Raw genomic sequence first — 21,315 nt, forward strand, 5'->3', positions numbered from 1 at the left:
CGACGGTCGGATTCGGGGACTGTCGTTGCTCGATTTGCTGGACGTGTGTTGATCTGGTCGTAGACCGACAGATCAACGCTGGACCTCAGCCTGATGATCTCCTCCGCGCTCTCCGCGTCGATTGGGTCGCACAGTCGGTACATCGTGTCGAGCGCGCGCCATGTGAAGTCGCTGGCATGATCGGTGCCGACCAGATGCTTGTTCTTGTTCCGGATGCCGATCAGTTCGAAAGCCCATCCGCGATGGTCTGGGCCGAATGCAGGGGCGAAGATCCTGTGCCAGTGCTTCGTCAGCAAAATCAGGCAGACGCTGATGTCGATCGCGTTGGCGCACTCGTCGAGCGTCCCCGCGGCGGGGAGTTTTCGGTACCGCCGGACATCTTCGACGGTCGGATTTTTGTCGTACACGAGGGTCTCCAGAACTCCCTCGGTCCACCATTCCGGACCATACGCTTTTTCGATTCCGTGGCAGACGAAGAGTGCCAGTGGGGCTCTCAGGAGTCGGAGCCCGGACGCCACCAACTCTTCATTGCTGGGCATGTATTCACCCTCTCGACCCCCCTGGCCAGCGATGGACGATGGGGCTTCTGTTGTCACTTGAGGGAGCAAGTCTGGCAGACAGCCAGCATCCTCAACCTCAAGCTCGCGAGGCATCATGACGACTTCCCTCCACTGGTCCTCTTCATCGTGAAGCTGCCGTTCCCCAGGTTGATTTTCGTGTAGCCGCCGAAGGAGTTGTTGGGGCCGGACTGTTGGTGGAGGCGGGCGGAACTGACATCTTTCGAGGAGTGGTCGGTCTTGCCGTATCCGCCTCCACTGCTGTTCTTTGCCATGTTGTTTCCTTCCGGGTCTGCGAAGCAAAGTTTTTCAGTATGCGGTTGGTCGTTTCCGGTGTCAAGCGCGCTGTGCATCGTGCTACCGGCGTCGCAGCCTTACCGCTTACGCCCATCGAGGACATCGACCGAGTGCAGATCGTCGACGACTGCGGCGCCCACCGCGAACCCTGCCCGAGGGGCCCAATACGCCGGCAACAGGCAACTCCGCGGGAGACATCCCACACCCCGCCGACCGGACGTCCCTCGATGTCCTGAGGCCGGCCTGTCACCGAGGTCGCGAGACATCACGGACATCCCACGGCCTCACGCCACGAAAAAGTGTGGGCAAAATGTGGGCAAACGCCCTTCGGCCGAGAAAGCTGAGAGCCGCGATCCCAGTCGAGAGAAGGGATCGTGGCCCTTCAACCGTAGACGCGACGGCGGGAGTCGAACCCGCACTGCTACCTGGTATGAACCGGAGCCCGGGACCGCCCGGATCGCCGCGATGGGATGACGTTACCGCTTTGTGACCTCTGATACTCAGAGTGTTTCTTGTGTATTCGCTGTGCGTCGAACTGTTGCGTTTCGCGTCGTTTTTCCGGTCTGTACGGGCGTTCCGCAGTATCGGCGATTCGCTTGCCGATGTGCGCGGTACGCAGCACACCGACCCTCGGCATTGGGCGCTCTGCTCAACCTGAGAGTTATCTGTTGACCTTTTGAGAGTTCCCACATAACGTGCGCTGGTAGCCATCCCCCTTTGCACCGAGAAAGTAGGCCCCCTTGTACCGACGTTCTCTGGCGGTTGTCAGCGCGGTCGCGCTGGCGATAGCCACTCCTACTGCGGCGTTCGCAGCAGCTCCCGATGACGATCCGTCGTCGAGATTCCAGACCACTGACAACCGTGGCCCGGTCGGCACGAGCTTCCGGCCGTTGAGCATCGCCGCCGACGGCCGCGTGACGGTCGTCGTCGAGATGAAAGGTGACCCCGTCGCTGTCGTCCAGGCCGAGAAGGGGAGCGACCTCACCACCGCCGAGCGCAACGCGGTCAAGAGCACTCTCAAGAAGGCTCAGGATGCGATCACCGGATCGCTTCAGAGCAAGGGCGGCAAGATCGAGGCCAAAATGCAGTCGGCCTACAACGGCATCCAGGTGTCGATCCCGGCTGAGCAGGTCGACGCGGTCGCCGCTCTTCCCAACGTGGTCGCCGTCCACGCTGTGAAGACGTACTCGCTCGACAACGCCGTCTCGGTGCCGTTCCTCGGTGTTCCGCAGGTGTGGCAGAACACCGGCTACACCGGCACGAATGTCAAGGTCGCCGTCATCGATACGGGCATCGACTACACCCACGCCAACTTCGGCGGCCCGGGCACCGTCGCCGCGTACGATGCCGCGAACGCCGCCGAGGCTCAGCCCGCCGACCCGGCTCTCTTCGGCCCGACCGCGCCGCGCATCAAGGGCGGATACGACTTCGTCGGCGACGACTACGACGCGAACGTCGACGGCAGTGTGCCCATGCCCGACCCCAACCCGCTCGACTGCAACGGACACGGCAGCCACGTTGCCGGCACCGCCGCGGGCAGCGGCGTCGCGGACGACGGCACCACCTACACAGGCCCCTACGACGCTTCGACCCCGTCGAAGACGTTCGACATCGGACCGGGTGTGGCCCCCCAGGCGGATCTGTACGCGCTTCGGGTCTTCGGCTGCGAAGGTTCCAGCAATGTCGTGGTGCCTGCCATCGACTGGGCGGTCGACCATGGCATGGACGTCATCAACATGTCGCTCGGCTCTGACTACGGCTATGCGACCGACCCGGACGCAGTGGCGGCATCGAACGCGATCGGCGCAGGCGTCGTCGTGGTGGCTTCGGCGGGCAACGCGGGTCCGAGCCCTTACATCGTCGGATCACCGGGCGGCGCGGACGGCGTCGTCTCGGTCGCTGCCGTCGACAGCACCGCGAGCTTCCCCGGCGCTCAGGTCACGGTCGGCGGGGTCTCGATCCCCGCGATCAACGCCAACGGCGTGGACCTGTCCAGCGTGCCTGCCACAACCGTGGTTCGGCTCGTCGACAACCCAGCCACCACAACCGAGAACGAGGCCCTCGGCTGCTCGGTGGCCGCATATGCCTACGCGGGAGTCCAGGCGGGCGGCAACCAGCTCGCTGTCTCGACTCGTGGCACCTGTGCCCGTGTCGCGAAGGCGATCTATGCGCAGCAGGCGGGCGCGGCCGTCGCCCTCATGATCAACACGACCGACGACTACCCGCCGGTCGAGGGTCAGATCACGTCGAACCCCGACACCGGTGAGGCATACACCGTCACGATCCCGTTCCTCGGCGTCAAGAAGTCCGACGGTCCGAAGCTCACCGCGGGTCAGACTGCCACGATCGCCGCCGCGGTGCTCGACAACCCCGGCTTCCGCGCCTACGCATCGTTCAGCTCGAGCGGCCCCCGCTCCGGCGACAGCGCACTGGGTGTGGATGTCGCCGCACCGGGTGTCTCGATCGTCTCGACGGGTGTCGGCACTGGCAATGGCCCGGCCACCATCTCGGGAACGTCGATGGCTGCGCCACACGTCGCGGGCGTCGCCGCTCTGTCGGTGCAGGCGCATCCGAAGTGGAAGGCGAGTGAGGTCGCGGCGTCGATCGTGTCGACGGCTGACCCCGAGAACGTCACCGGCCAGAACCTCGTCCGCGGCGGTGTCGGCCTCGTCGACACCGCGCAGGCGGTGGCCAGCCAGGTCACGGCGACGGGTGACGCCTTCCGCACCGACAGCGGATGGCTTCGCGAGTCGGCGCTGAGCTTCGGGTTCCAGGAGTCTCACCTCGCGTTCGCGGGCGTGAAGACGATCACGCTCACGAACTACGGCAAGAAGGCCGTCACGTACACCGTCAGCTCGGCGCCGTCCGCCGAGTCGGAGAAGGCGAAGATCGTGCTCAGCCAGAGCAAGGTCACCGTTCCGGCAGGCGGCAAGGCGAAGGTCGTCGTCGCGCTCGGTGCGGCCACGAGCGCCGTGGGAAGCTCGACCGCCGGACCCGACCAGTTCTCGTTCTACGAGTTCTCGGGCGACATCGTCCTGAAGTCGAGCGCCGACACGCTGCGCGTGCCGTACCTGCTCGTGCCTCGTTCCACGAGCCGCGTCGCGGCAACGGTCGAACCTCTCATGAAGGAGAGCAAGGTCGTCGACGGCCAGCGGTCGGTCAAGCTGACCAACAAGCTCGGCGCCATTGCGGCCGCGGCCGACTTCTACACGTGGGGTTTGAACGACGGCAAGGATGTCGCCAAGTCCCTCACCGACACCGGGTTCGACCTGCGCGCAGCCGGCGTGCAGTCGTTCGCGGACGGCGACGATGCTCTCCTCGTCTTCGCTGTCAGCAACCACAAGCGGTGGTCGAACGCGGCGACCAATGAGTTCGACGTCCTCATCGACAAGAACGGCGACGGAACTCCGGACTGGCTCGTCTTCGCCGCCGACTCGGGTCTGGTGCTCGCAGGCGATGCGAACGGCGTCTCGGAGGTCTTCGAGTACGACATCGAGGGCGACGCGCTCTACCGGTCGGGCTACAACGCTTCGGCGCCGACGGACAGCAGCACGATCCTGCTGCCCGTCTGGGCCAGCGACCTCGGCATCAGCTCGGCGGCAGGCGACTTCACCTACACGGTGGAGAGCTACTCGGTGACGAACGATGGCGCGGATGCGTTCGACGGCTGGGCAGCGTACAACCCGTGGTCGCCGGCCCTGAGCAACGGCCAGTACGAGACGGTGCCGCGCAACGGCAGCGTCACGGTCCCGGTCGACGTGGACGCTGCGGCGTTCGCGGCCCAGAAGCCGCTGGGCGCGATGGTCGTTGTCATGGACAACGCCTCGGGCTCCGGAGAGGCGATCCTGATCAAGGCCAAGAAGTAGCTTCACCGACAGAGGTGGCGTCCCGGCAGACGACGGGGCGCCACCTCTTCGTCTGCCGGCAATCGGTTTGAGGACGAAGGAAGCCGTCGTCAGCGCTCAGCGCTCAGCGTTCGCAGAGCTTGGGTGAGTCGGTCCTGCCGAAGCGGTAGTCGTAGCGTGCGCCGTCGACGGTCACGATTACCTGCATCCCATCGACCAGCGCCTGCGTATACGACATCCCCGGCTTCGGGCACCCCAGCGCGCTGCTGTTCCACGTGACCGCGCGTGCCTCGACGAGTTCGGGTGTGCCCATCACGCCTCGCTCGGACAGATCCGCCACGATCGCATCCCAGCGCATGGTGGGCACTTCGGCGGGAACTCCCGGTGTGGTGACCGGCCCTGGCGTTGTCGTCTGAAACGGGGGACGGCTGGACGTCGGCTGGGTCGAATCGGCCATGGGGGCTCCTGAACACGCGGTGAGCGAAAGCAGCAGGAGCGCGCCGGCGGCGATGAGAGTTCGAGCCATGTCACGCTCCTCGGGTCACGGTCACACTAGGCGGCCGGGCTTCGAGTTGACCGAGAGATCGGCGGCGGCGAAGCAAGGGCGCGCAGCATCCGCTCGACGACTTCGCGCAGCTCGGATCGCTCCGGCTCGGCGAGGTCGGTCGCGTACTCGACGCCGGGCGGAATGTAGGTCATCCCGAACATCGTCTCGCGGAAGTCGGCACCGCCGACGGACCACCGCGTTCGATCGGCGCCCTCCGACGTCGCGCCCTGCCCCCACTGCCCGAAGTACTCGCGCATCGGATCGATCGGCATGTCCATGACGACATCCGTCTCGACCTTCTGCCGCACCCACGACCGCGCCACGAGGATGAACTCTTCGACCTGCTCGGGCGTGAGCGGCCGCGGCTCGAAGCTCACGCGGGTGTGGAAAACGTCCGCGAGGCGATCGACGCGAAACGTGCGCCAATCGTCGCGGTCGAGGTCCCAGCACACCAGGTACCAGTGCCGATCGGCGGGTGCGAGGGCGTAGGGCTCGACCCGTCGACGGGACTCCTCGCCGGATGCCGCCACGTACGCGAAGCGCACGCGCTCACGATCGCGGCAGGCGAGCGCCAGCTCGCCGAGGATCTCGGGCGAGACGGGGGAGCCCTGCCCGAATCCGGTCGGCTGCACAGTCTCGGCGAGTGCGTTGACTCGACGCCGCAGCTCGGCGGGAAGGACCTGTTCGAGTTTCGCGAGAGCGGTGAGCGTCGTCTCGGGCCCGCCGATCAGACGCTGCGCGGCCGCTACGCGCAGCCCGATGGCCATGGCGACGGCCTCTTCGTCCGTGAGCAGCAGCGGGGGCACGGCGCTTCCGGCCTCGAGACGGTACCCCCCGGACGCCCCGGGCGAGGACTCGATGCGATAGCCCAGTTCGCGCAGCCGCTCGACATCGCGCCGCACCGTCCGCTCGGTCACCCCGAGCCGGTCGGCGAGCTCGGAGCCCGGCCAGTGCCGGTGCGTCTGCAGCAGGTTGAGGAGCGAGAGCGCTCGCGTCGTGGTATCGGACATGCGTCGATTCTGTCGCACATTGAGGACCGAAACTGTCCGCAAAGGATTCTACCTTCGATGCATGGCGAACGAATCGATCATCCAAGCAGAGGGACTCACCAAGCGATTCACCGTGAAGAAGAAGACCGTGGACGCGGTCACCGATCTCACGTTCCAGGTCGCGCGTGGCGAACTCGTGGCCTTCCTCGGCCCCAATGGGGCGGGAAAGTCGACGAGCCTGCGCATGCTCACGACCCTCATCCCGCCCGCCTCGGGGACGGCCCGCGTCGTGGGCCACGACATCCTGCGCGATCCTGCCGACGTGCGCGCTCGCATCGGCTATGTCGGACAGCTCACGAGCGGCAGCTTCTCGCAGCGCACCCGCGACGAGCTGATCAGCCAGGGCGCGTTCTACGGCATGCCCCGAGGCGCAGCGCGGCAGCGCGCCGACGAGCTGATCGAGTCGCTCGGCCTCGAGAGCTTCGCGACCCGGACGGTGCAGCAGCTGAGCGGCGGCCAGAAGAGACGATTGGATGTCGCCCTCGGCCTGATGCATGCCCCGCCGCTGCTGTTCCTCGATGAGCCGTCGACCGGCCTCGATCCGCAGAGTCGGGCGAACCTGTGGCAGCACATCCTCGACCTGCGTGCGCAGCACGGCACGACGGTGTTCCTCACGACCCACTACCTCGAAGAGGCCGACCGCTACGCCGAGCGTGTCATGGTGATGGACAAGGGTCGGGTCATCGCCGACGACACCGCGGCCAACCTCAAGGCCGAGCTCGCCGGCGATGTGCTGACGCTCGGCTTCGCATCGGAGCCGGATGCCGATCGCGCGGTTGCGGTCGTGCAGGGTCTCACGGATCGTCCGGTGCAGCGGGCGGATGCGGCATCCATCACCGTCACGGCGCCCGATGGCGAAGCGCTGCTGCCCGCGGCGGTGCGGGCGCTGGACGCGCAGGGAGTCACGGTCGCGCGTGCGACGGGTGTTCCGCCCACGCTCGACGACGTGTTCCTGGCGTTGACCGGGCGCACCCTGCGCGAGGCGGGAGAGGATGTGCCCGGCGAAGAGGACGGCACGGGCGAGGCAGTGCAAGAGCGGGATGCCGCGGCATCCGAGACGACGGGAGTGAACCGATGACCACCACGACCCCGGGCGCCGTGCGCCCCGACACCGCGGTCCGCGCCAACCCGGCGCGCGACACCTGGAACGTGCTCACGCGCGAGCTCAAGCCGGTCGTGCGCGATCCGTTCACGCTGATCTTCAGCCTCGTGCAGCCGCTCGTCTTCCTCGGCCTGTTCGCTCCGCTGCTGATCGGGTCGTCTGGCCTGCCGGTCGGTGAGACCCTGCAGTGGTTCGTGCCCGGCGTGCTCGTCATGATCGTCCTGTTCGGCACGGGGGCGACCGGGTCGAACCTGCAGTACGAGATGATGACCGGCTCGCATGAGCGGACGCTGGTGGCACCGCTCGCGCGCTCGTCCCTGCTCGTCGGCCGCGCGCTCAAGGAGATCGCGCCCATCGTCGTGCAGTCGCTCATCATCGTGCTCATCGCCTGGCCGTTCGGCTTCACGATCAACGGTCCGGGGCTTGTCATCGGTCTGGCTTTGCTGGCGGTGTTCGGCGTCGGCCTGGGTTCGCTGTCGTACACGCTGGCGCTGAAGACGAAGGATCGCGAATGGCTCTTCTGGGGCGTGCAGCAGACCCTGATCTTCCCGCTGCTGATCCTGTCGGGCATGCTGCTGCCGCTCGACGACGGGCCCCCGTGGATGCGGGCGATCGCCACCGTCAACCCGGTCAATTGGGTCGTACAGGCGGAGCGAGCGCTGTTCGCGGGCGATCTCGGCTCCGTGAACGTGCTGTGGGGATGGTTCTCGGCGATCATCCTTGCCGCGATCGGTCTCTGGGCCGGTGTGAGAGCCATACGCAAGAGCAGCTGAGAAGGGTCGTTGAAGCGCGGGTCCGACGTCGGCGGACCCGCGCTTCTGCGCAACATGGTGCGTGGTGGGCACGGTGTGGCTAGAGTGACCAGCGAGCCGACCGGGGAAACCCCTTCGAGTGAGGCGGAATCCATGTCGACGGTGACGATATGACGGATGCCGCGCCCGACCCGTCGACAGCCGAGGACGTCATCCGCTCGATCTTCCGCGCGAGCGCGGACCGATTGATCGCCACAGAGTCGGCAGCGATCGCCGATGCCCCCGACGGAGTGCACGAGCACCGGACCAGCGTACGGCGCCTTCGCAGCCTGCTGGCGGCATTTCACGGGTACCTCGATGGGTCGGCCGCGCAGCGGCTGCGGGTGGAGTTCGCCGAGTGGGGGACCCAGCTGGGCGTGGTGCGCGATGTCGAGGTGCGAGTGGATGTCGCGACGACCGCGATGATCGACCTCGAGATCGAGGACGAAGACCTCACCCGTCGGCTCGTCGACGACGAACGCGAGGAGTACTCACGCGCCCACGCGCGGCTCTGCGAACTTCACGACCTCCCGCGATCGGGCGCCCGGATGACCGAGCTCGAAGCGTTCGTCACGGAACCACCGTTCACCTCCGACGTCGATGGCGCTGCCGACACCCTGAGCAGAGTCGCTCGCAAGGAGGCGCGGCGGGTGCGGCGAGCCGCGAAGCGCAGCGACGGGTCGATCGAGTCGCTCCACGCGGTTCGCAAGGCCGGTCGGCGACTGCGCTACGTGGCGGAGGCGCTGCACCACGTCGCGCCCGATACGTTCGGCACCGAGTACGCCGAGTTGGCTGCCGCCGGCGAGAAGGTCCACGGCGTGCTCGGGGATCACCGCGACGAGCTGATCTTCATAGACCGGCTCGAACACGCTCGCGTGCTCGCGGGACACGCCGGCGAACGGGTGGAGCCGTATGACCGATTGATCGCCCGGTCGCGGGAGCGCGCGCACGACGAGCTCGACCACCTCCGCAGTGCGCTGACCGCCGTCCGCAAGGCCAAGGCATCGATCTGACACGGTGATCGCCTGCGACGGCGGGAGCGACATCCGCTTCGTCCACAGGCCCTCCTCCTCGGCCCGAGGCGTTTCGCGCGAGCCGCTAACGTGAGTCCATGACGACGGCGGCGAGGCGTGGCATCCTCGCCATCGTCACCGCCGTGGTGCTGCTGGCGCTCGGCGCCGGCGTCGGAGTCGTCGTGGGAGATGCGCTCGGCATCCGCACCGAACCCGCGACGCAGATGGATCCGGCGCCGCCGACGGTTCCGGCCATCGGCGCCGCAGTCCCGGCACCCGTGTTCACCGCCGTCGACGTTCCGGCCGGCCCGCGATTCGACGCCGCCATCGACAGCCTGCTCGATGCCACGGCAACGGCTTTCGAGAGGGAGGGCGAGACCTCGCTCACCGTCTCGATCAGCGGCAGCCCCTCCCCGCCGACGAGCGGTCGCGAGGACGAGTCGTACCGGCTCACCGGCACGGCGGGCGCCCTGCAGATCGAGGCGCCCGACGTCGCGGGTGCGGTACGCGGGATCTACGATCTGGCCGCGCAGGTGCGAACCGGTCGCTCGGTCGCCGAGCACCTTGGCGAAGAGGTGACATCGAGGCTCCCGTTCCGCATGGTCGACATGGGTGCCGTCGGAGTCGAGCCCGACCCTGCCGCGTGGGAGCCCGGCACGGACTACTCGCACGCGTCGAAGGCGTTCGCGCAGGTGCTGCTGCCGGACGCGCCGTACATCGACGAGCAGGCCCTCTCTGACGCATACGTCGACTTCGACGAGTTCGTCAAGCACTCCCTCGCCAACGGCTACAACGCGCTCGCGTTCCCGGGCTTCGTCGAGTTCGTGGCATTCGACGAGGTCGCCGACGGTGTGGTCTACACCGCGGGCGATGAGCATCGGGCTCAGGCGATCGCGCTCCGCGACGCTTTCGGGCCGTTCTGGGACCACGCCGACGAACTCGGCATGGACGTGTTCCTCCGCACCGACATGCTCACCCTCACGACGCCGCTCGAGGCCTATCTCACCGACCGGTTCGGCTCACTCGACACCGAGGATCCGGCGCTGTGGGATGTGTATGCGGCTGGCCTCGACGAGCTCTACGCCGCCGAGCCGGCGCTCGACGGCATCCTCATCCGCATCGGCGAAGCGGGCCGCGTGTACGACGTCGACGGTTGGGACTACTACTCGCAGCTCGCCGTGACCACTCCCGCGGCGGTGCGGGCGATGCTCGGGACTCTGAGTGCCCAGGCCGAGGCCACCGACCACGAGGTGATCTTCCGCACCTGGAGCGTCGGCGTGGGCGCTGTCGGCGACATGCACACCAGCCCTGCCTCGTACGAGGCGGTGCTCGGCGGCATCGATTCGCCGGCGCTGATCGTGTCGACGAAGTACACGCTCGGTGACTTCTACAGCTGGCTGCCGCTGAATGACACGCTCGAGCAGGGCGCCCAGCGACGGATCGTCGAGTTCCAGAGTCGCCGCGAGTTCGAGAACTTCGGGGCGTTCCCGAATGACCTCGGCCGCGAGTACCAGTTTGCGCTGCAGAAGCTGCTTGCCGCCAATGACAACATCGAAGGCATCTGGACCTGGACGCAGGACGGCGGCCCGTGGCGCGCGGGACCGATGACGCTGTACCTGAAGGCCGGATTCTGGCAGCTGTACGAACTCGACACCGTCGTCGCCGCGGCGCTCGCCCGCGATCCGGAAACGGACGTCGCCGACGTGACCGCCGGATGGGCGCGGCAGTGGTTCACGGACGATCCAGCGACTGCCGCCGCGATCGTCGAGGCGATGGACCTCTCGCGCGATGCGATCGAGCAGGGAATGTACATCCAGCCCTTCGCCGAGCAGCGCGTGTTCGCGATCGGCCTCGAGCCGCCGCCCATGATGTGGATCTTCGAGTGGGACATCCTCACCGGCGACTCGGCTGTGCTCGACGTCCTCTACGCCATCTCGCGCGACGCCACCTACGGCCACATCGAAGAGGCGATCGCCGGCGGCGAGCGGGCCGTCGCCACCGTTGACGAGATGCGCGAGAAGGTGTCGTCTACGGATGCGGCGACATGGCGCGACGCATCACTACGCGAGGCGCTCCTCGGCACCCTCGACTACGAGGCCGATGTGCTGCGGATGCTGGCGGCCTACCGCGAGATGATCCTCTACCAGGGTCAGTGGCACGACACGCTGGCGCCCGCGTCGTACGACGCGTGGTCCAGCGCTCGCGACGAGTTCGAAGTGCTCGCCGCGGCGCACATCGAGCGCTACGAGGGCGACATCGACTACCCGGCCTACAACCTGACCGCCGCGGCGCTCGGCGTGCAACGGGCCGATCGCGACCTCGCGATGGCGTGGATCGCGAGGGCGCTGCTGCTGCTCGCCGCCGCATGGCTCCTGATCGGAATGCTCGCTTCGCGCACCCGGCTCGTCCGCCGGCCGGGCGCGGCCGCCGCGCGGGCATCCTGGCTCGCATCGACCCGACCGTGGCGGGCGAGCGAGTCCACGCTCGGGATGCTGCCGCTCGACCGCTGGCTCATGCTCGGGGTGCCCGCGGCACTTCTCGTCGCAACGCGCGCGGTGCAGACATCCCTCGTCTCGTGGGCCCACCTCGTGATCGTGCTCGGAGCATGGCTCATCTTCGTCGTCGCGGTGCGGCTGCTGGTGAGGCGCCGTTCACCGTGGCCCGTGATCGCTGCCGTCGCCGGAGTGATCGTGCTGCGCTGCATCGTGGCTCTGTTCGCACTCTCATTCACGGGTCCGGGCGGGTACTGGTTCTCGTTCTGGACCGAGCCCGCGGCGCGCACCGTCTACATCTCGATCGCGTTCGCGCTGTTCGTCTGGCTGTTCGTCGCCGCGGGCTGGGCGCTCGCAGGTCAGGTCGGCAGGCGCCGCGCCACGGGCATGGTGCTGGCGGCCGTCGGGCTCGCGCTCGCCATTCCGGCCGCGATCATCTCCGCGATCGGTCTCGAGACCGCCCTCTCGCTGTGGAACGACCAGATGGGATTGCTGCCGTGGGGCCTCGCCCGCATCCTCGGCATCACGGTCTATCTCGACATTCCTGCCGACACCGCGCTCTGGGCTGCGGTCTTCGGCGTGGTGCTCGCGGCGGTCGGCTTCATCCTCGCCGTGCGCTGGCGGCGACCCGCCGCGGCTTGACTCGCTCCCTTCGACAAGCTCAGGGACCGCTGCCGCCCGCCGGTCGCTGGGCCTGTCGAAGCGTCCGGCGGCGCTAGACGCCGCGCTTGGCCATGGCCTGGTCGAACGCGCCCTGCCGGGTCGAGACGATCTCCTTGCCGAGCGGCATCAGCGAGACCGGCACGAGCTTGAAGTCGGCGATGCCGAGGGGGATGCCGATGATCGTGATGCACAGCGCGATGCCGGACACGATGTGCGCGATCGCGAGCCACCAGCCGGCGAGGATCACCCAGACGACGTTGCCGAGGAACGAGCCGACGCCTGCAGTGGGCTTCGCGACGACCTGACGCCCGAAGGGCCACAGCGAGTACAGGCCGATGCGGAACGACGCGATGCCCCACGGGATCGTGAGGATCAGGATGCACAGCACGACGCCGGTGAGCATGTAGCCGACGAACAGCCAGAAGCCCGCGAAGATCAGCCAGATGATGTTGAGAAGCGTGCGCACGAGCCCAGTCTCGCAGGACGCTCCTGAGCGTGAGCCCGGAGGGGCAGGTCTAGAGTGAGCCCAGGCTTGGCCTGGGGACGAGAGGGATGCCGGTATGTCGAAGCGTGTCTTGGTGCTCGGTGCCGGTTTCGGCGGGCTCGAGGCGACGAGCATCCTCGCCGAGGAATTCGACGGCGATCTGGAGATCGTTCTGATCGACAGCACCGAGGGCTTCGTCTTCGGTTTCTCGAAGCTCGACGTGATGTTCGCGCGAACGTCTGCCGATCGGGTCCTGCACCGTTACTCCGACATCGCCAAGCCCGGCGTGACCTTCGTGCGAGCCGAGATCACCGCGATCGACGCCGTGGCCAAGCATGTCGAGACGACGGGCGGCGCGTTCGACGGCGACTTCCTGGTGATCGCCCTCGGGGCCGACTACGACATCTCCGGTACCCCGGGGCTGGCCGAAGCGGGTCATGAGTTCTACAGCGAGGCAGGCGCATTCGCGCTGCGCGACATCCTCGCGTCGTTCGAGGGCGGGGATGTCGTCATCGGGATCACCTCGGGACCGTTCAAGTGCCCGCCGGCGCCGAGCGAGACGGCGCTGATGCTCGACGCGATGCTGCGGGATCGCGGCATCCGCGACTCGTCCACGATCTCGCTCGTGATGCCGTTCCCTCGGCCGATTCCGCCGTCACCCGACGCGTCGTCGGCGCTGCTCGCGACCTTCGAGGAACGCGACATCGCATGGCACCCCGACACGAGCGTCCGATCGCTGGATGCCGACGAACGCGTCGCACACCTCGGCGACGGTTCGACCCTGCCGTTCGATCTGTACCTCGGCGTGCCTGTGCATCGCGTGCCCGCGGTGATCGAGTCCGCCGGGCTGACCGTCGACGGGTGGATACCCGTCGACTCGCGAACGCTCGAGACGTCGTGGCCGGACGTATACGCGGTGGGGGACTGTGCCGCCGTCGGGACGCCGCGCGCCGGGGTGTTCGCCGAGCGTCAGGCGGCGACCGCGGCGCGACGCATCGCGGCGCGGGTGCGGGGCGATTCGGAGGACTCGCTCTACGACGGACGCGGCGTCTGCTACGTCGAATTCGGCGGTGACGAGATCGGCATCGTGGAGGTGGCCTTCTTCGACGGCCGACCCCGCGGCTCGTTCGAGGGGCCCTCACTCGACCTCGCCGCGCAGAAGCACGAGTTCGGCGTCTCGCGGATCCGGCGCTGGTTCGACCGTGACTGGGCCGCTGCCGTCGCGGAGTGAAGCGGCGGGTGGGCGGCGGGGCGGGTGTCTGGCCGCGCGCCTAGACTTGACGGGCCATGACCGACGCCCAAACGCCCATCATCGTCGGCCGAGATCGCGGACCCCAGCCCAGCCTCGGTGCCGGCTCGACCGCACCAGCGGCTGGCCCGCGCCCTGACGAGGATCTGCTCGCCGGCCTCAACCAGCCGCAGCGTGAGGCCGTCACCTACCGAGGGCAGGCGCTGCTCATCGTGGCCGGCGCCGGCTCGGGCAAGACGAGTGTGCTCACTCGGCGCATCGCGAGCCTGCTGCGCAACAAAGAGGCCTGGCCGAGCCAGATCCTCGCGATCACGTTCACCAACAAGGCGGCCGGCGAGATGCGCGAGCGCGTCCAGCAGCTGGTCGGCGACAGCTCCCAGGGCATGTGGATCTCGACCTTCCACTCCGCATGCGTGCGCATCCTGCGTCGCGAGGCCGAGCAGTTCGGTTTCACGCGGTCGTTCACGATCTACGACTCCGGCGACTCCCGGGCGCTCATCAAGCGACTCGTGAAAGAGCACGAAGCGGATGCCTATGGCTTGACTCCCGCGGCGACGCAGGGCCGTATCTCCAAGCTCAAGAACGAGCTTGCCGATGCCGAGTCCTACGCCCGTCAGGCGAACATGAGCGACCCCGCCGAGCGGGTGTTCGTCGACGTGTTCAACGACTATCAGCGCGAGCTGCAGCGGGCGAACGCCTTCGACTTCGACGACCTCATCGGGCAGACGGTGTATCTGTTCCGCGCGTTCCCGCAGGTCGCGGATGTCTACCGCCGACGATTCCGCCACATCCTCGTCGACGAGTACCAGGACACCAATCACGCCCAGTACGCGCTCATCCACGAGCTGACGCGGCCGCCGGGCGCCGACTCTCAGCCGATCGCAGCGTCGGGCGGCATGATGATCTTCGAGCCGGAGCCGTCGGCCGAGGATGCGGCATCCCTCACCGTCGTCGGCGACTCCGACCAGTCGATCTACGCCTTCCGTGGCGCCGACATCCGCAACATCAGCGAGTTCGAGCGCGACTACACGGGCGCGAAGGTCGTCATGCTCGAGCAGAACTATCGCTCGACCCAGAACATCCTGAGCGCCGCCAACGCGGTGATCAGCCACAACTTCGACCGCAAAGACAAGAAGCTGTGGACGGATGTCGGCGCCGGCGAAAAGATCATCGGCTTCACCGGCTATTCGCAGCACGACGAGGCGCAGTTCGTCGCCGACGAGGTCGACACGCTGCGTCGCGGCGGAATCGACTACTCGCAGATGGCGGTGTTCTATCGCACCAACTCGCAGTCCCGTGCACTGGAAGAGATCTTCATCCGCTCGGCCGTGCCCTACAAGATCATGGGCGGCACCAAGTTCTACGAGCGCGCCGAGATCAAGGATGCGCTGGCCTACCTCGTCGCCGTCTCCAATCCCGCTGACGAGATGGCGATGCGGCGCATCATCAACAGGCCTCGTCGCGGCATCGGCGACGTGACGATCGAGACGATCTCGCGATACGCGCAGGATCAGCAGATCACCTTCCGCGATGCCCTCGCGAACTCTTCGGCGCTCAGCGTCGGCCCCAAGATCCAGACGGCGATCGCACACCTCGACTCCGTGCTGGCTCAGGCGACCGACCTGATGCTGCCCGCGTCGGGCGAGCTGGCGCCACCCACCGCGGTCGCGGAGGGACTCCAGCTGCTGCTCGGCAAGACCGGGTACACAGACGCGCTGCGCGCGAGCCGAGACCCGCAGGACGAGGCTCGCGTCGAGAACCTCGACGAGCTCGTCGCGGTCGCGCGAGAGTTCGCGCGCAACAACCCCGAGGGAACCGTGATCGACTTCCTCGCCGAAGTGGCGCTCGTGTCGGATGCCGACGACCTCGAGGACGCGTCCGGCTCGGTGTCGCTCATGACGATGCACACCGCGAAGGGGCTCGAGTACGACGCGGTCTTCGTCACCGGTGTCGAGGAGGACCTCATCCCGCACCGGATCTCGGCGGGCGAGCCGGGCGGCCCGCAGGAGGAGCGGCGACTCTTCTACGTGGGCATAACGCGCGCACGCAAGCGCCTGTACCTCTCTCTCGCGATGACCCGCGCCCAGTTCGGCGAGGTGACCGTCGCGATGCCGAGCCGGTTCCTGCAGGAGATCCCGCCCGAGCTGCTGCACTGGCGGCAGTCGCCCGGCGACGTGAACTCGCGCGGCGGAACGCAGCCCAGGGCCCTCAACGCGCGGCGCCCCGGCGGAGGGTTCGGCCCTTCGACGGGCTCAGGGACCGGGAGCAGGTACGGCGACGACCTCGTGCCGAAGTCCACATCGATCGAGAAGTTCGCCAACCGCATTCCCGCGAAGGTGCGCGACAACGGCGACCTCGAGCTCGCGCCGGGCGACCGCATCCGTCACGACGACTTCGGCGAGGGACGAGTGGATGCCGTCACCGGCGAGGGCGCGAAGCGCATTGCGCACATCCGCTTCGACAAGGTGGGGGCGAAGAAGCTCCTGATCAAGATCGCGCCGATCGAGAAGCTATAGCGCACGTATAGCGCTCCGATAGCGGCATTCTCTCAGCGAACGCTGTCACTATGGAGGCTGGCGTGGACGGCATGGAGCCGGCATTCCACGCGATCTTGGGGAAATCCATGCCACGTGTTCTTCGCGGTGCGTCCGCGCGCCTTGTCGGCGGTCTGCTCGCTGCCATCCTCGTCGCGACGGGAGCCGCGGTCGTGAGCGTTCCGGCTCACGCCGAGGACCAGGTCGACGTGGTGTCTACGAGCTCCGGGGCCATCACCGGGACCGTGAGTGACGAGTCCGGTGAGCGCGTCGCCGACGTCGGCGTGACGGCGGTCGCCGTCGATGCGCCCGACTCGGAGGGCAGCTCGCCCTCGTGGGCCGGCGTCACGGATGAGAACGGCGACTACAGCCTGAGCGGACTGCCCGCGGGTGACTTCAAGGTCGAGTTCACCACCGACGGCACCGCGGGCCTCATCGGAGAGTGGTGGGATGACGCTCCCGACTTCGACAGCGCGTCCGCCATCTTGCTGACCGACGGCGAGCTGCGGACCGACGTCGATGCGGTCCTCGCAGCGGCGATTCCGCCGGTGGTCCAGTCCGCGGTTCCCACGGTGGTCGGGACACTGATCGTCGGCGAGACGCTGACGGCCGTGCCCGGATCATGGACAGACGGAGCGACATTCACCTACCAGTGGCTCGTCGACGGCGCGGCGGTGCTCGATGCGAACCAGGCGACGTTCCTCATCGCACCGGCGTATGCCGGCAAATCGATTGCCGTGTCCGTCACCGGATCGCTGGATGGCTTCAGCCCCTTCACCCAGCCCTCCGCCTCCACGCCCAAGGTCGCGACGGCCGGAACGCCCAGAGTGACGGGCATCGCCCGTGTCGGCGCGACGCTGACTGCGGTACCCGGGACATGGACCGCCTCCACGGTCTTCGCGTACCAGTGGCTCGCTGACGGTGACGCGATCACCGGCGCGACCAAGTCCAGCTTCGTCCCCACATCCGCACAGGACTCCAAGGCGATCACGGTACGAGTGACGGGCATGAAGTCCCGCTACGCGACCGTCGCGAAGACCTCGGCGCCGACACTCAAGGTCATGCGATTCAGCAAGCCGGTCGTCTCGGGCTCACCGGGTGTCGGGTTCGTCCTCGCCGCGAAGCCGGGCGCCTGGTCGGCAGACACGACTTTCACTTACCAATGGTTCGCCAACGGTGTCGCGATCAAGAACGCGACCAAATCGACCTTCACGCCTGCTTCCACCCAGCGCGACAAGCAGATCGCCGTCAAGGTGACCGGCGGCAAGGCGGGAACCACCTCGGTGGCTGTGACCTCGGCACCGACGGCGCGGGTAGCCGCAGCATCGACGCCGTCGATCTCGGGCACCGTCGTGGTCGGTGGCACCCTGGCCGTCAAGCCGGGCACCTGGACTGCGGGAACGACATTCTCCTACCGCTGGTATGCGAATGGTTCGGCGATCTCCGGCGCAACACGCTCGACCGTCGTGCTCACGTCGGCCCAGCGCGACACGCAGATCACGGTGACCGTGACCGGGAAGAAGAGCGGCTACGGCACGCTCGCCAAGACCTCGGCGAAGTCGCTGCGAGTCGCACTGACGGCGGCACCGAGCATCTCGGGCTTTCTGGTCGTCGGCTCGACGCTCTCTGCACGTACCGGAACGTGGACACCCGGAACCGCATTCACGTACCAGTGGTTCGCCAACGGGGCCGCGATCTCGGGAGCGACCCACTCGACGCTGAAGCTCACGAGCTCGCAGGCGGGCAAGTCGGTCACGGTCCGCGTGACGGGCAAGAAGAGCGGCTACCAGACGATCTCGCGGAACTCTGCGGCGACCGGGGCAGTGGCATACCCGTCTCGAACCACGCCGGTCGACAGCTGGACCTGCCCGTCGTGGGCGCCGATCAAGGGCAACGCGAGTTCGATGATCTATCACATGCCCGGTCAGAGCTTCTACACCCGCACCAAGCCCGAGGAATGCTTCTCGACCGAGGGAGCAGCGCAGGCTGCAGGCTATCGCAAGGCCAAGGTCTAGCGCCTCCGAGGATGCTCGGGTGGGCGGTAGTGCTCCGGGATAGGCTCGGATGATGGCCCTCTTCTCTCGGCGCCCGAAGGCCGATCGTCAGCAATCCGTCCCCGCTGGCGTACCGGATGCCGCGGACGTCGCCGAACCGGCGCTCACCGAGCAGACTCCGGACGCGGCCATCCCGGCGGCGGACGAGACGCCGGAACCGGCACCGGAACCGCAGGTCGCAGCCGAGCCCGCGGCATCCGTCGACATCTCGATGTCGTCGTTCCGCGGCCTCGGTTCGCATGCGCCGGTCGAGCCAGCCGTCGAGCCGTCTCGGACCCGCGCGGCCGGTCGATCGGTCGCACCCCCGCCGACCGAGACGATCCCCGGTATGCGCGACAACGTGCTGGTTCACGAGGCCCTCGCGAGTCTGAGCGACCCGCCGTCGCCACAGGAGCTGTTGGATGTCGCGCGGCAGCTGCTGCAGGGGCACCTTTTCCTCCGGGTGAAGGGCGATGCGCGGGAGCTGCTCGCGGCAGGCAAGGACCTGCCGCTCGCGGTCGTGTCACTCGGCGACCGCAACTTCGTTCTCGCTTACAGCAGCGGCGCCGCGCTGCAGGCGAGTGTAAGAGCAGACGGCGACGTCGACACTTCGGCTATGGCTCAGCCGATCCTCACCATCCTCCGCCATGTGCTCGGCGGGCCGTATCACGGCATCGTCCTAGATCAGTCATCCGCTCCGGCTCGCGCGTCGCTGCCGCGCGAGATTCTCGAGCGGATCGTGGACAAGGCGGATGAAGCGCTCACGGTGAAGACGCTCCTTGCCGAGCAGAGAACGGCTGAGACGGCCGCGGCAGTGGCCGAGGCACTCACCCGGGTGCCGCTCTGGGTGGCGGTGGGCGGGCCCGCGGGCGAACGCCCCGGAATCGCCGAAGCCCGAGCCCCTGACGGGTCACGCTACCTCGAGGTGTACTCCCATCCGCTCGAGGTCGTGGTCATGGGCCGCTCCGATCAGGCTGCGCCGCTGAGCGCCGCTCAGCTCGCCGGAGCGCTGCGCAGTGATGAGGGTCTTTCCGGAGTCCTGGTCGACCCGCGGGGGCCATGGATCCGCCTGAGCCGCGACGAGCTCGCACCGCTGCTCGCGTCCTGATGGGGTATTGACGCGCGCGGTCCACTCGACTTACTCTTTATCAACACAACGGTTGATAAATGGATGAGTTGATGAACGAAACGGATGTGGCACTCGACCGGGCCTTTGCCGCGCTGGCAGACCCGATCCGGCGGGCGATCATCGCTCGCTTGAGCCGGGGCTCCGCCACGCTCGGCGAACTCGCGGAGCCGTTCGCCATCACGCTCCAGGCCGTGTCGAAGCACATCTCGGTGCTCGAGGACGCGGGCCTGGTGTGGCGGACGCGCGAGGCGCAGCGCAAGCCCGTTCATCTCGACGCGGCCGCACTCGAGCGACTCACCTCGTGGATCGACCGCTATCGCCTCGAAGCCGAGGCGGCGTATCGCCGGCTCGACGCCGTCATCGCGGCGGCCGCGGCTGGACCCCCTCGCATCACCGACGACCCCGGGACGGGGTCACCACGAAGAGAAGGAGAAACACGATGAACACCACGAACCCCGTCGTCATCGAGGCCACGCCCGGTCAGTCGTATGCCGACATCACGCGAGAGTTCGAAGCACCCGTCGAGGCGGTCTTCCGCGCTCACGCCGATCCCGAGCTGTTCCGCGCGTGGATCGGACCCCGCGGGTACGAAACGCGCCTCACCCACTGGGACTTCCGCACCGGAGGCGGATACCGCTTCGAGCAGGGTGAAGCGGACGGTGAGACGTATGGCTTCCGCGGGGTGTTCCACACCGTGCGCGAGAACGAGGTCATCATCCAGACCTTCGAGTACGAGGGTGCTCCGGATGCCGTCAGCCTCGACGTCATCCGCTTCGAAGCGCTGCCCGACGGCCGGTCTCGGCTCGTCGACCACACCGTCTTCCCCACCATCGAGGTCCTCGACATGATGATGGCCCAGGGCATGGAGCGGGGCATGAACGAAGGCTATGAGAAGCTCGACGAGCTCCTGGCCGCGGAGCGCTGACATGGGGACGGTCGTCTCGTCGGCCTCGACGTCGCTCGACGGCTTCGTCGCCTATCCGAACAACGACCCGGGGCCGCTCTTCGACTGGTACGACGCCGGCGACGTCGAGGTGGTGAACGCCGGCGACCTGCCGCCCTTCCACCTGACCCGCGAGAGCGCCGACTACTGGACCGGCTGGCTCGGCGAGGTCGGCTGCCTCGTCGTCGGGCGAATGCTGTTCGACATCACCGACGGCTGGAAGGGCGAGCATCCGATCGGCGTCCCGTTCGTCGTGCTCACCCACGAGGTGCCCACGGACTGGGCGTACGCGTCCACCGGCAACGCGCACTTCGTCACCGAGGGCATCGAGGCCGCGATCGCCAAGGCTCAGGAGCTCGCCGACGGCAAGTCCGTCGCCGTCGCAGCCGGCACGGTGGCGGGCCAGGCGCTCGCGGCGGGCCTGCTCGATGAGGTGGCGATCGACCTCGTGCCGGTCGTGCTCGGCAGCGGCCATCGGTACTTCGCGGATGTCGCCCCCGGGGCGGTCAAGCTCGGCGACCCGACGGTCATCATCCCCTCGACGCGCGTGACGCACCTCCGCTTTCCGGTACTGCGGTGACGGCGGC

The 21,315-nt window shown here is 67.7% G+C and carries 16 protein-coding genes and 1 pseudogene; 12 read left to right on the forward strand and 5 right to left on the reverse strand.

Going from position 1 to position 21,315, the window contains the following annotated elements; translation table 11 throughout:
* Positions 1-176 precede the first annotated feature (176 nt).
* Together ABD188_RS20220 and ABD188_RS20225 are read right to left on the reverse strand one after the other, a co-directional pair.
* Positions 177-656, reverse strand: a pseudogene (locus ABD188_RS20220) (Swt1 family HEPN domain-containing protein); the annotation flags it as partial.
* Positions 653-832 carry a hypothetical protein gene (locus ABD188_RS20225; RefSeq protein WP_425561337.1) on the reverse strand — a complete coding sequence of 60 codons (180 nt, stop codon included), beginning with the start codon at positions 830-832 and terminating at the stop codon, positions 653-655. The gene ABD188_RS20225 and the pseudogene ABD188_RS20220, both read right to left, overlap by 4 nt.
* Before the next feature lie 762 nt (positions 833-1,594).
* On the opposite strand from ABD188_RS20225, the gene ABD188_RS08225 reads away from it, so the two are divergent.
* Entirely contained in the window at positions 1,595-4,720 is a 3,126-nt protein-coding gene (locus tag ABD188_RS08225; RefSeq protein WP_344060329.1) for a S8 family peptidase, read from the forward strand.
* A gap of 103 nt (positions 4,721-4,823) precedes the next feature.
* Here ABD188_RS08225 and ABD188_RS08230 read toward each other — a convergent pair whose 3' ends face one another.
* Both ABD188_RS08230 and ABD188_RS08235 read right to left on the reverse strand, forming a co-directional pair.
* A complete protein-coding gene (locus tag ABD188_RS08230) occupies positions 4,824-5,225 on the reverse strand; it encodes a hypothetical protein (RefSeq protein ID WP_344060332.1) in 402 nt (133 codons plus the stop codon).
* A 26-nt stretch (positions 5,226-5,251) separates the two neighbouring features.
* Complete coding sequence (locus ABD188_RS08235) at positions 5,252-6,256, reverse strand: helix-turn-helix transcriptional regulator (protein WP_344060335.1); 1,005 nt, start codon at positions 6,254-6,256, stop codon at positions 5,252-5,254.
* A gap of 61 nt (positions 6,257-6,317) precedes the next feature.
* Between ABD188_RS08235 and ABD188_RS08240 the strand changes: the two genes are divergently transcribed.
* From ABD188_RS08240 to ABD188_RS08255, 4 genes are all read left to right on the forward strand, one after another.
* Entirely contained in the window at positions 6,318-7,373 is a 1,056-nt protein-coding gene (locus tag ABD188_RS08240) for an ATP-binding cassette domain-containing protein (RefSeq protein WP_344060338.1), read from the forward strand.
* Positions 7,370-8,170 carry an ABC transporter permease gene (locus ABD188_RS08245; protein WP_344060341.1) on the forward strand — a complete coding sequence of 267 codons (801 nt, stop codon included), beginning with the start codon at positions 7,370-7,372 and terminating at the stop codon, positions 8,168-8,170. The genes ABD188_RS08240 and ABD188_RS08245 overlap by 4 nt, the downstream gene beginning before the upstream one ends.
* A gap of 149 nt (positions 8,171-8,319) precedes the next feature.
* Complete coding sequence (locus ABD188_RS08250) at positions 8,320-9,201, forward strand: CHAD domain-containing protein (protein WP_344060344.1); 882 nt, start codon at positions 8,320-8,322, stop codon at positions 9,199-9,201.
* A gap of 98 nt (positions 9,202-9,299) precedes the next feature.
* Positions 9,300-12,335: a hypothetical protein gene (locus ABD188_RS08255; protein ID WP_344060347.1), complete on the forward strand. Its 3,036-nt coding sequence runs from the start codon at positions 9,300-9,302 to the stop codon at positions 12,333-12,335.
* Positions 12,336-12,408: 73 nt separating this feature from the next.
* On the opposite strand, the gene ABD188_RS08260 is transcribed toward ABD188_RS08255, so the two are convergent.
* Positions 12,409-12,822 (reverse strand): YccF domain-containing protein, encoded by a 414-nt coding sequence (locus ABD188_RS08260; protein ID WP_344060350.1) that lies wholly within the window; start codon positions 12,820-12,822, stop codon positions 12,409-12,411.
* Positions 12,823-12,916: 94 nt separating this feature from the next.
* On the opposite strand from ABD188_RS08260, the gene ABD188_RS08265 reads away from it, so the two are divergent.
* The 7 genes from ABD188_RS08265 to ABD188_RS08295 all read left to right on the forward strand — a co-directional run bounded on the left by ABD188_RS08265 (position 12,917) and on the right by ABD188_RS08295 (position 21,308).
* Positions 12,917-14,071 carry an NAD(P)/FAD-dependent oxidoreductase gene (locus ABD188_RS08265; RefSeq protein WP_344060353.1) on the forward strand — a complete coding sequence of 385 codons (1,155 nt, stop codon included), beginning with the start codon at positions 12,917-12,919 and terminating at the stop codon, positions 14,069-14,071.
* Between the two features lie 56 nt (positions 14,072-14,127).
* Positions 14,128-16,605, forward strand: a complete 2,478-nt coding sequence (locus tag ABD188_RS08270; RefSeq protein ID WP_344060356.1) for an ATP-dependent helicase — start codon at positions 14,128-14,130, stop codon at positions 16,603-16,605.
* Positions 16,606-16,712: 107 nt separating this feature from the next.
* Entirely contained in the window at positions 16,713-18,638 is a 1,926-nt protein-coding gene (locus ABD188_RS08275; protein WP_344060359.1) for a sunset domain-containing protein, read from the forward strand.
* Positions 18,639-18,690: 52 nt separating this feature from the next.
* Complete coding sequence (locus ABD188_RS08280) at positions 18,691-19,764, forward strand: SseB family protein (protein WP_344060362.1); 1,074 nt, start codon at positions 18,691-18,693, stop codon at positions 19,762-19,764.
* 71 nt (positions 19,765-19,835) lie between these two features.
* Positions 19,836-20,228 (forward strand): ArsR/SmtB family transcription factor, encoded by a 393-nt coding sequence (locus ABD188_RS08285; RefSeq protein WP_344060365.1) that lies wholly within the window; start codon positions 19,836-19,838, stop codon positions 20,226-20,228.
* The gene (locus ABD188_RS08290) at positions 20,225-20,710 is read left to right on the forward strand and encodes an SRPBCC family protein (protein WP_344060368.1); all 486 of its coding nucleotides are present in this window, start codon (positions 20,225-20,227) and stop codon (positions 20,708-20,710) included. Before ABD188_RS08285 ends, ABD188_RS08290 begins: the two co-directional genes overlap by 4 nt.
* Before the next feature lies 1 nt (position 20,711).
* The gene (locus tag ABD188_RS08295) at positions 20,712-21,308 is read left to right on the forward strand and encodes a dihydrofolate reductase family protein (RefSeq protein WP_344060371.1); all 597 of its coding nucleotides are present in this window, start codon (positions 20,712-20,714) and stop codon (positions 21,306-21,308) included.
* Positions 21,309-21,315 lie beyond the last annotated feature (7 nt).

Origin of the sequence: Microbacterium pumilum, from assembly GCF_039530225.1 — a bacterium.
In the GTDB taxonomy this organism is placed as follows: Bacteria; Actinomycetota; Actinomycetes; order Actinomycetales; family Microbacteriaceae; genus Microbacterium; species Microbacterium pumilum.

Excerpts from the sequence above, each read along its gene's own strand:
- ABD188_RS08230 (WP_344060332.1), bottom strand. The coding sequence starts at position 5,225 with ATGGCTCGAACTCTCATCGCCGCCGGCGCGCTCCTGCTGCTTTCGCTC.
- ABD188_RS08280 (WP_344060362.1), top strand. The coding sequence starts at position 18,691 with ATGGCCCTCTTCTCTCGGCGCCCGAAGGCCGATCGTCAGCAATCCGTC.
- ABD188_RS08245 (WP_344060341.1), top strand. The coding sequence starts at position 7,370 with ATGACCACCACGACCCCGGGCGCCGTGCGCCCCGACACCGCGGTCCGC.
- ABD188_RS08275 (WP_344060359.1), top strand. The coding sequence starts at position 16,713 with ATGCCACGTGTTCTTCGCGGTGCGTCCGCGCGCCTTGTCGGCGGTCTG.
- ABD188_RS08255 (WP_344060347.1), top strand. The coding sequence starts at position 9,300 with ATGACGACGGCGGCGAGGCGTGGCATCCTCGCCATCGTCACCGCCGTG.
- ABD188_RS08295 (WP_344060371.1), top strand. The coding sequence starts at position 20,712 with ATGGGGACGGTCGTCTCGTCGGCCTCGACGTCGCTCGACGGCTTCGTC.
- ABD188_RS08285 (WP_344060365.1), top strand. The coding sequence starts at position 19,836 with ATGAACGAAACGGATGTGGCACTCGACCGGGCCTTTGCCGCGCTGGCA.
- ABD188_RS08290 (WP_344060368.1), top strand. The coding sequence starts at position 20,225 with ATGAACACCACGAACCCCGTCGTCATCGAGGCCACGCCCGGTCAGTCG.
- ABD188_RS08240 (WP_344060338.1), top strand. The coding sequence starts at position 6,318 with ATGGCGAACGAATCGATCATCCAAGCAGAGGGACTCACCAAGCGATTC.
- ABD188_RS08235 (WP_344060335.1), bottom strand. The coding sequence starts at position 6,256 with ATGTCCGATACCACGACGCGAGCGCTCTCGCTCCTCAACCTGCTGCAG.
- ABD188_RS08250 (WP_344060344.1), top strand. The coding sequence starts at position 8,320 with ATGACGGATGCCGCGCCCGACCCGTCGACAGCCGAGGACGTCATCCGC.
- ABD188_RS20225 (WP_425561337.1), bottom strand. The coding sequence starts at position 832 with ATGGCAAAGAACAGCAGTGGAGGCGGATACGGCAAGACCGACCACTCC.
- ABD188_RS08270 (WP_344060356.1), top strand. The coding sequence starts at position 14,128 with ATGACCGACGCCCAAACGCCCATCATCGTCGGCCGAGATCGCGGACCC.
- ABD188_RS08265 (WP_344060353.1), top strand. The coding sequence starts at position 12,917 with ATGTCGAAGCGTGTCTTGGTGCTCGGTGCCGGTTTCGGCGGGCTCGAG.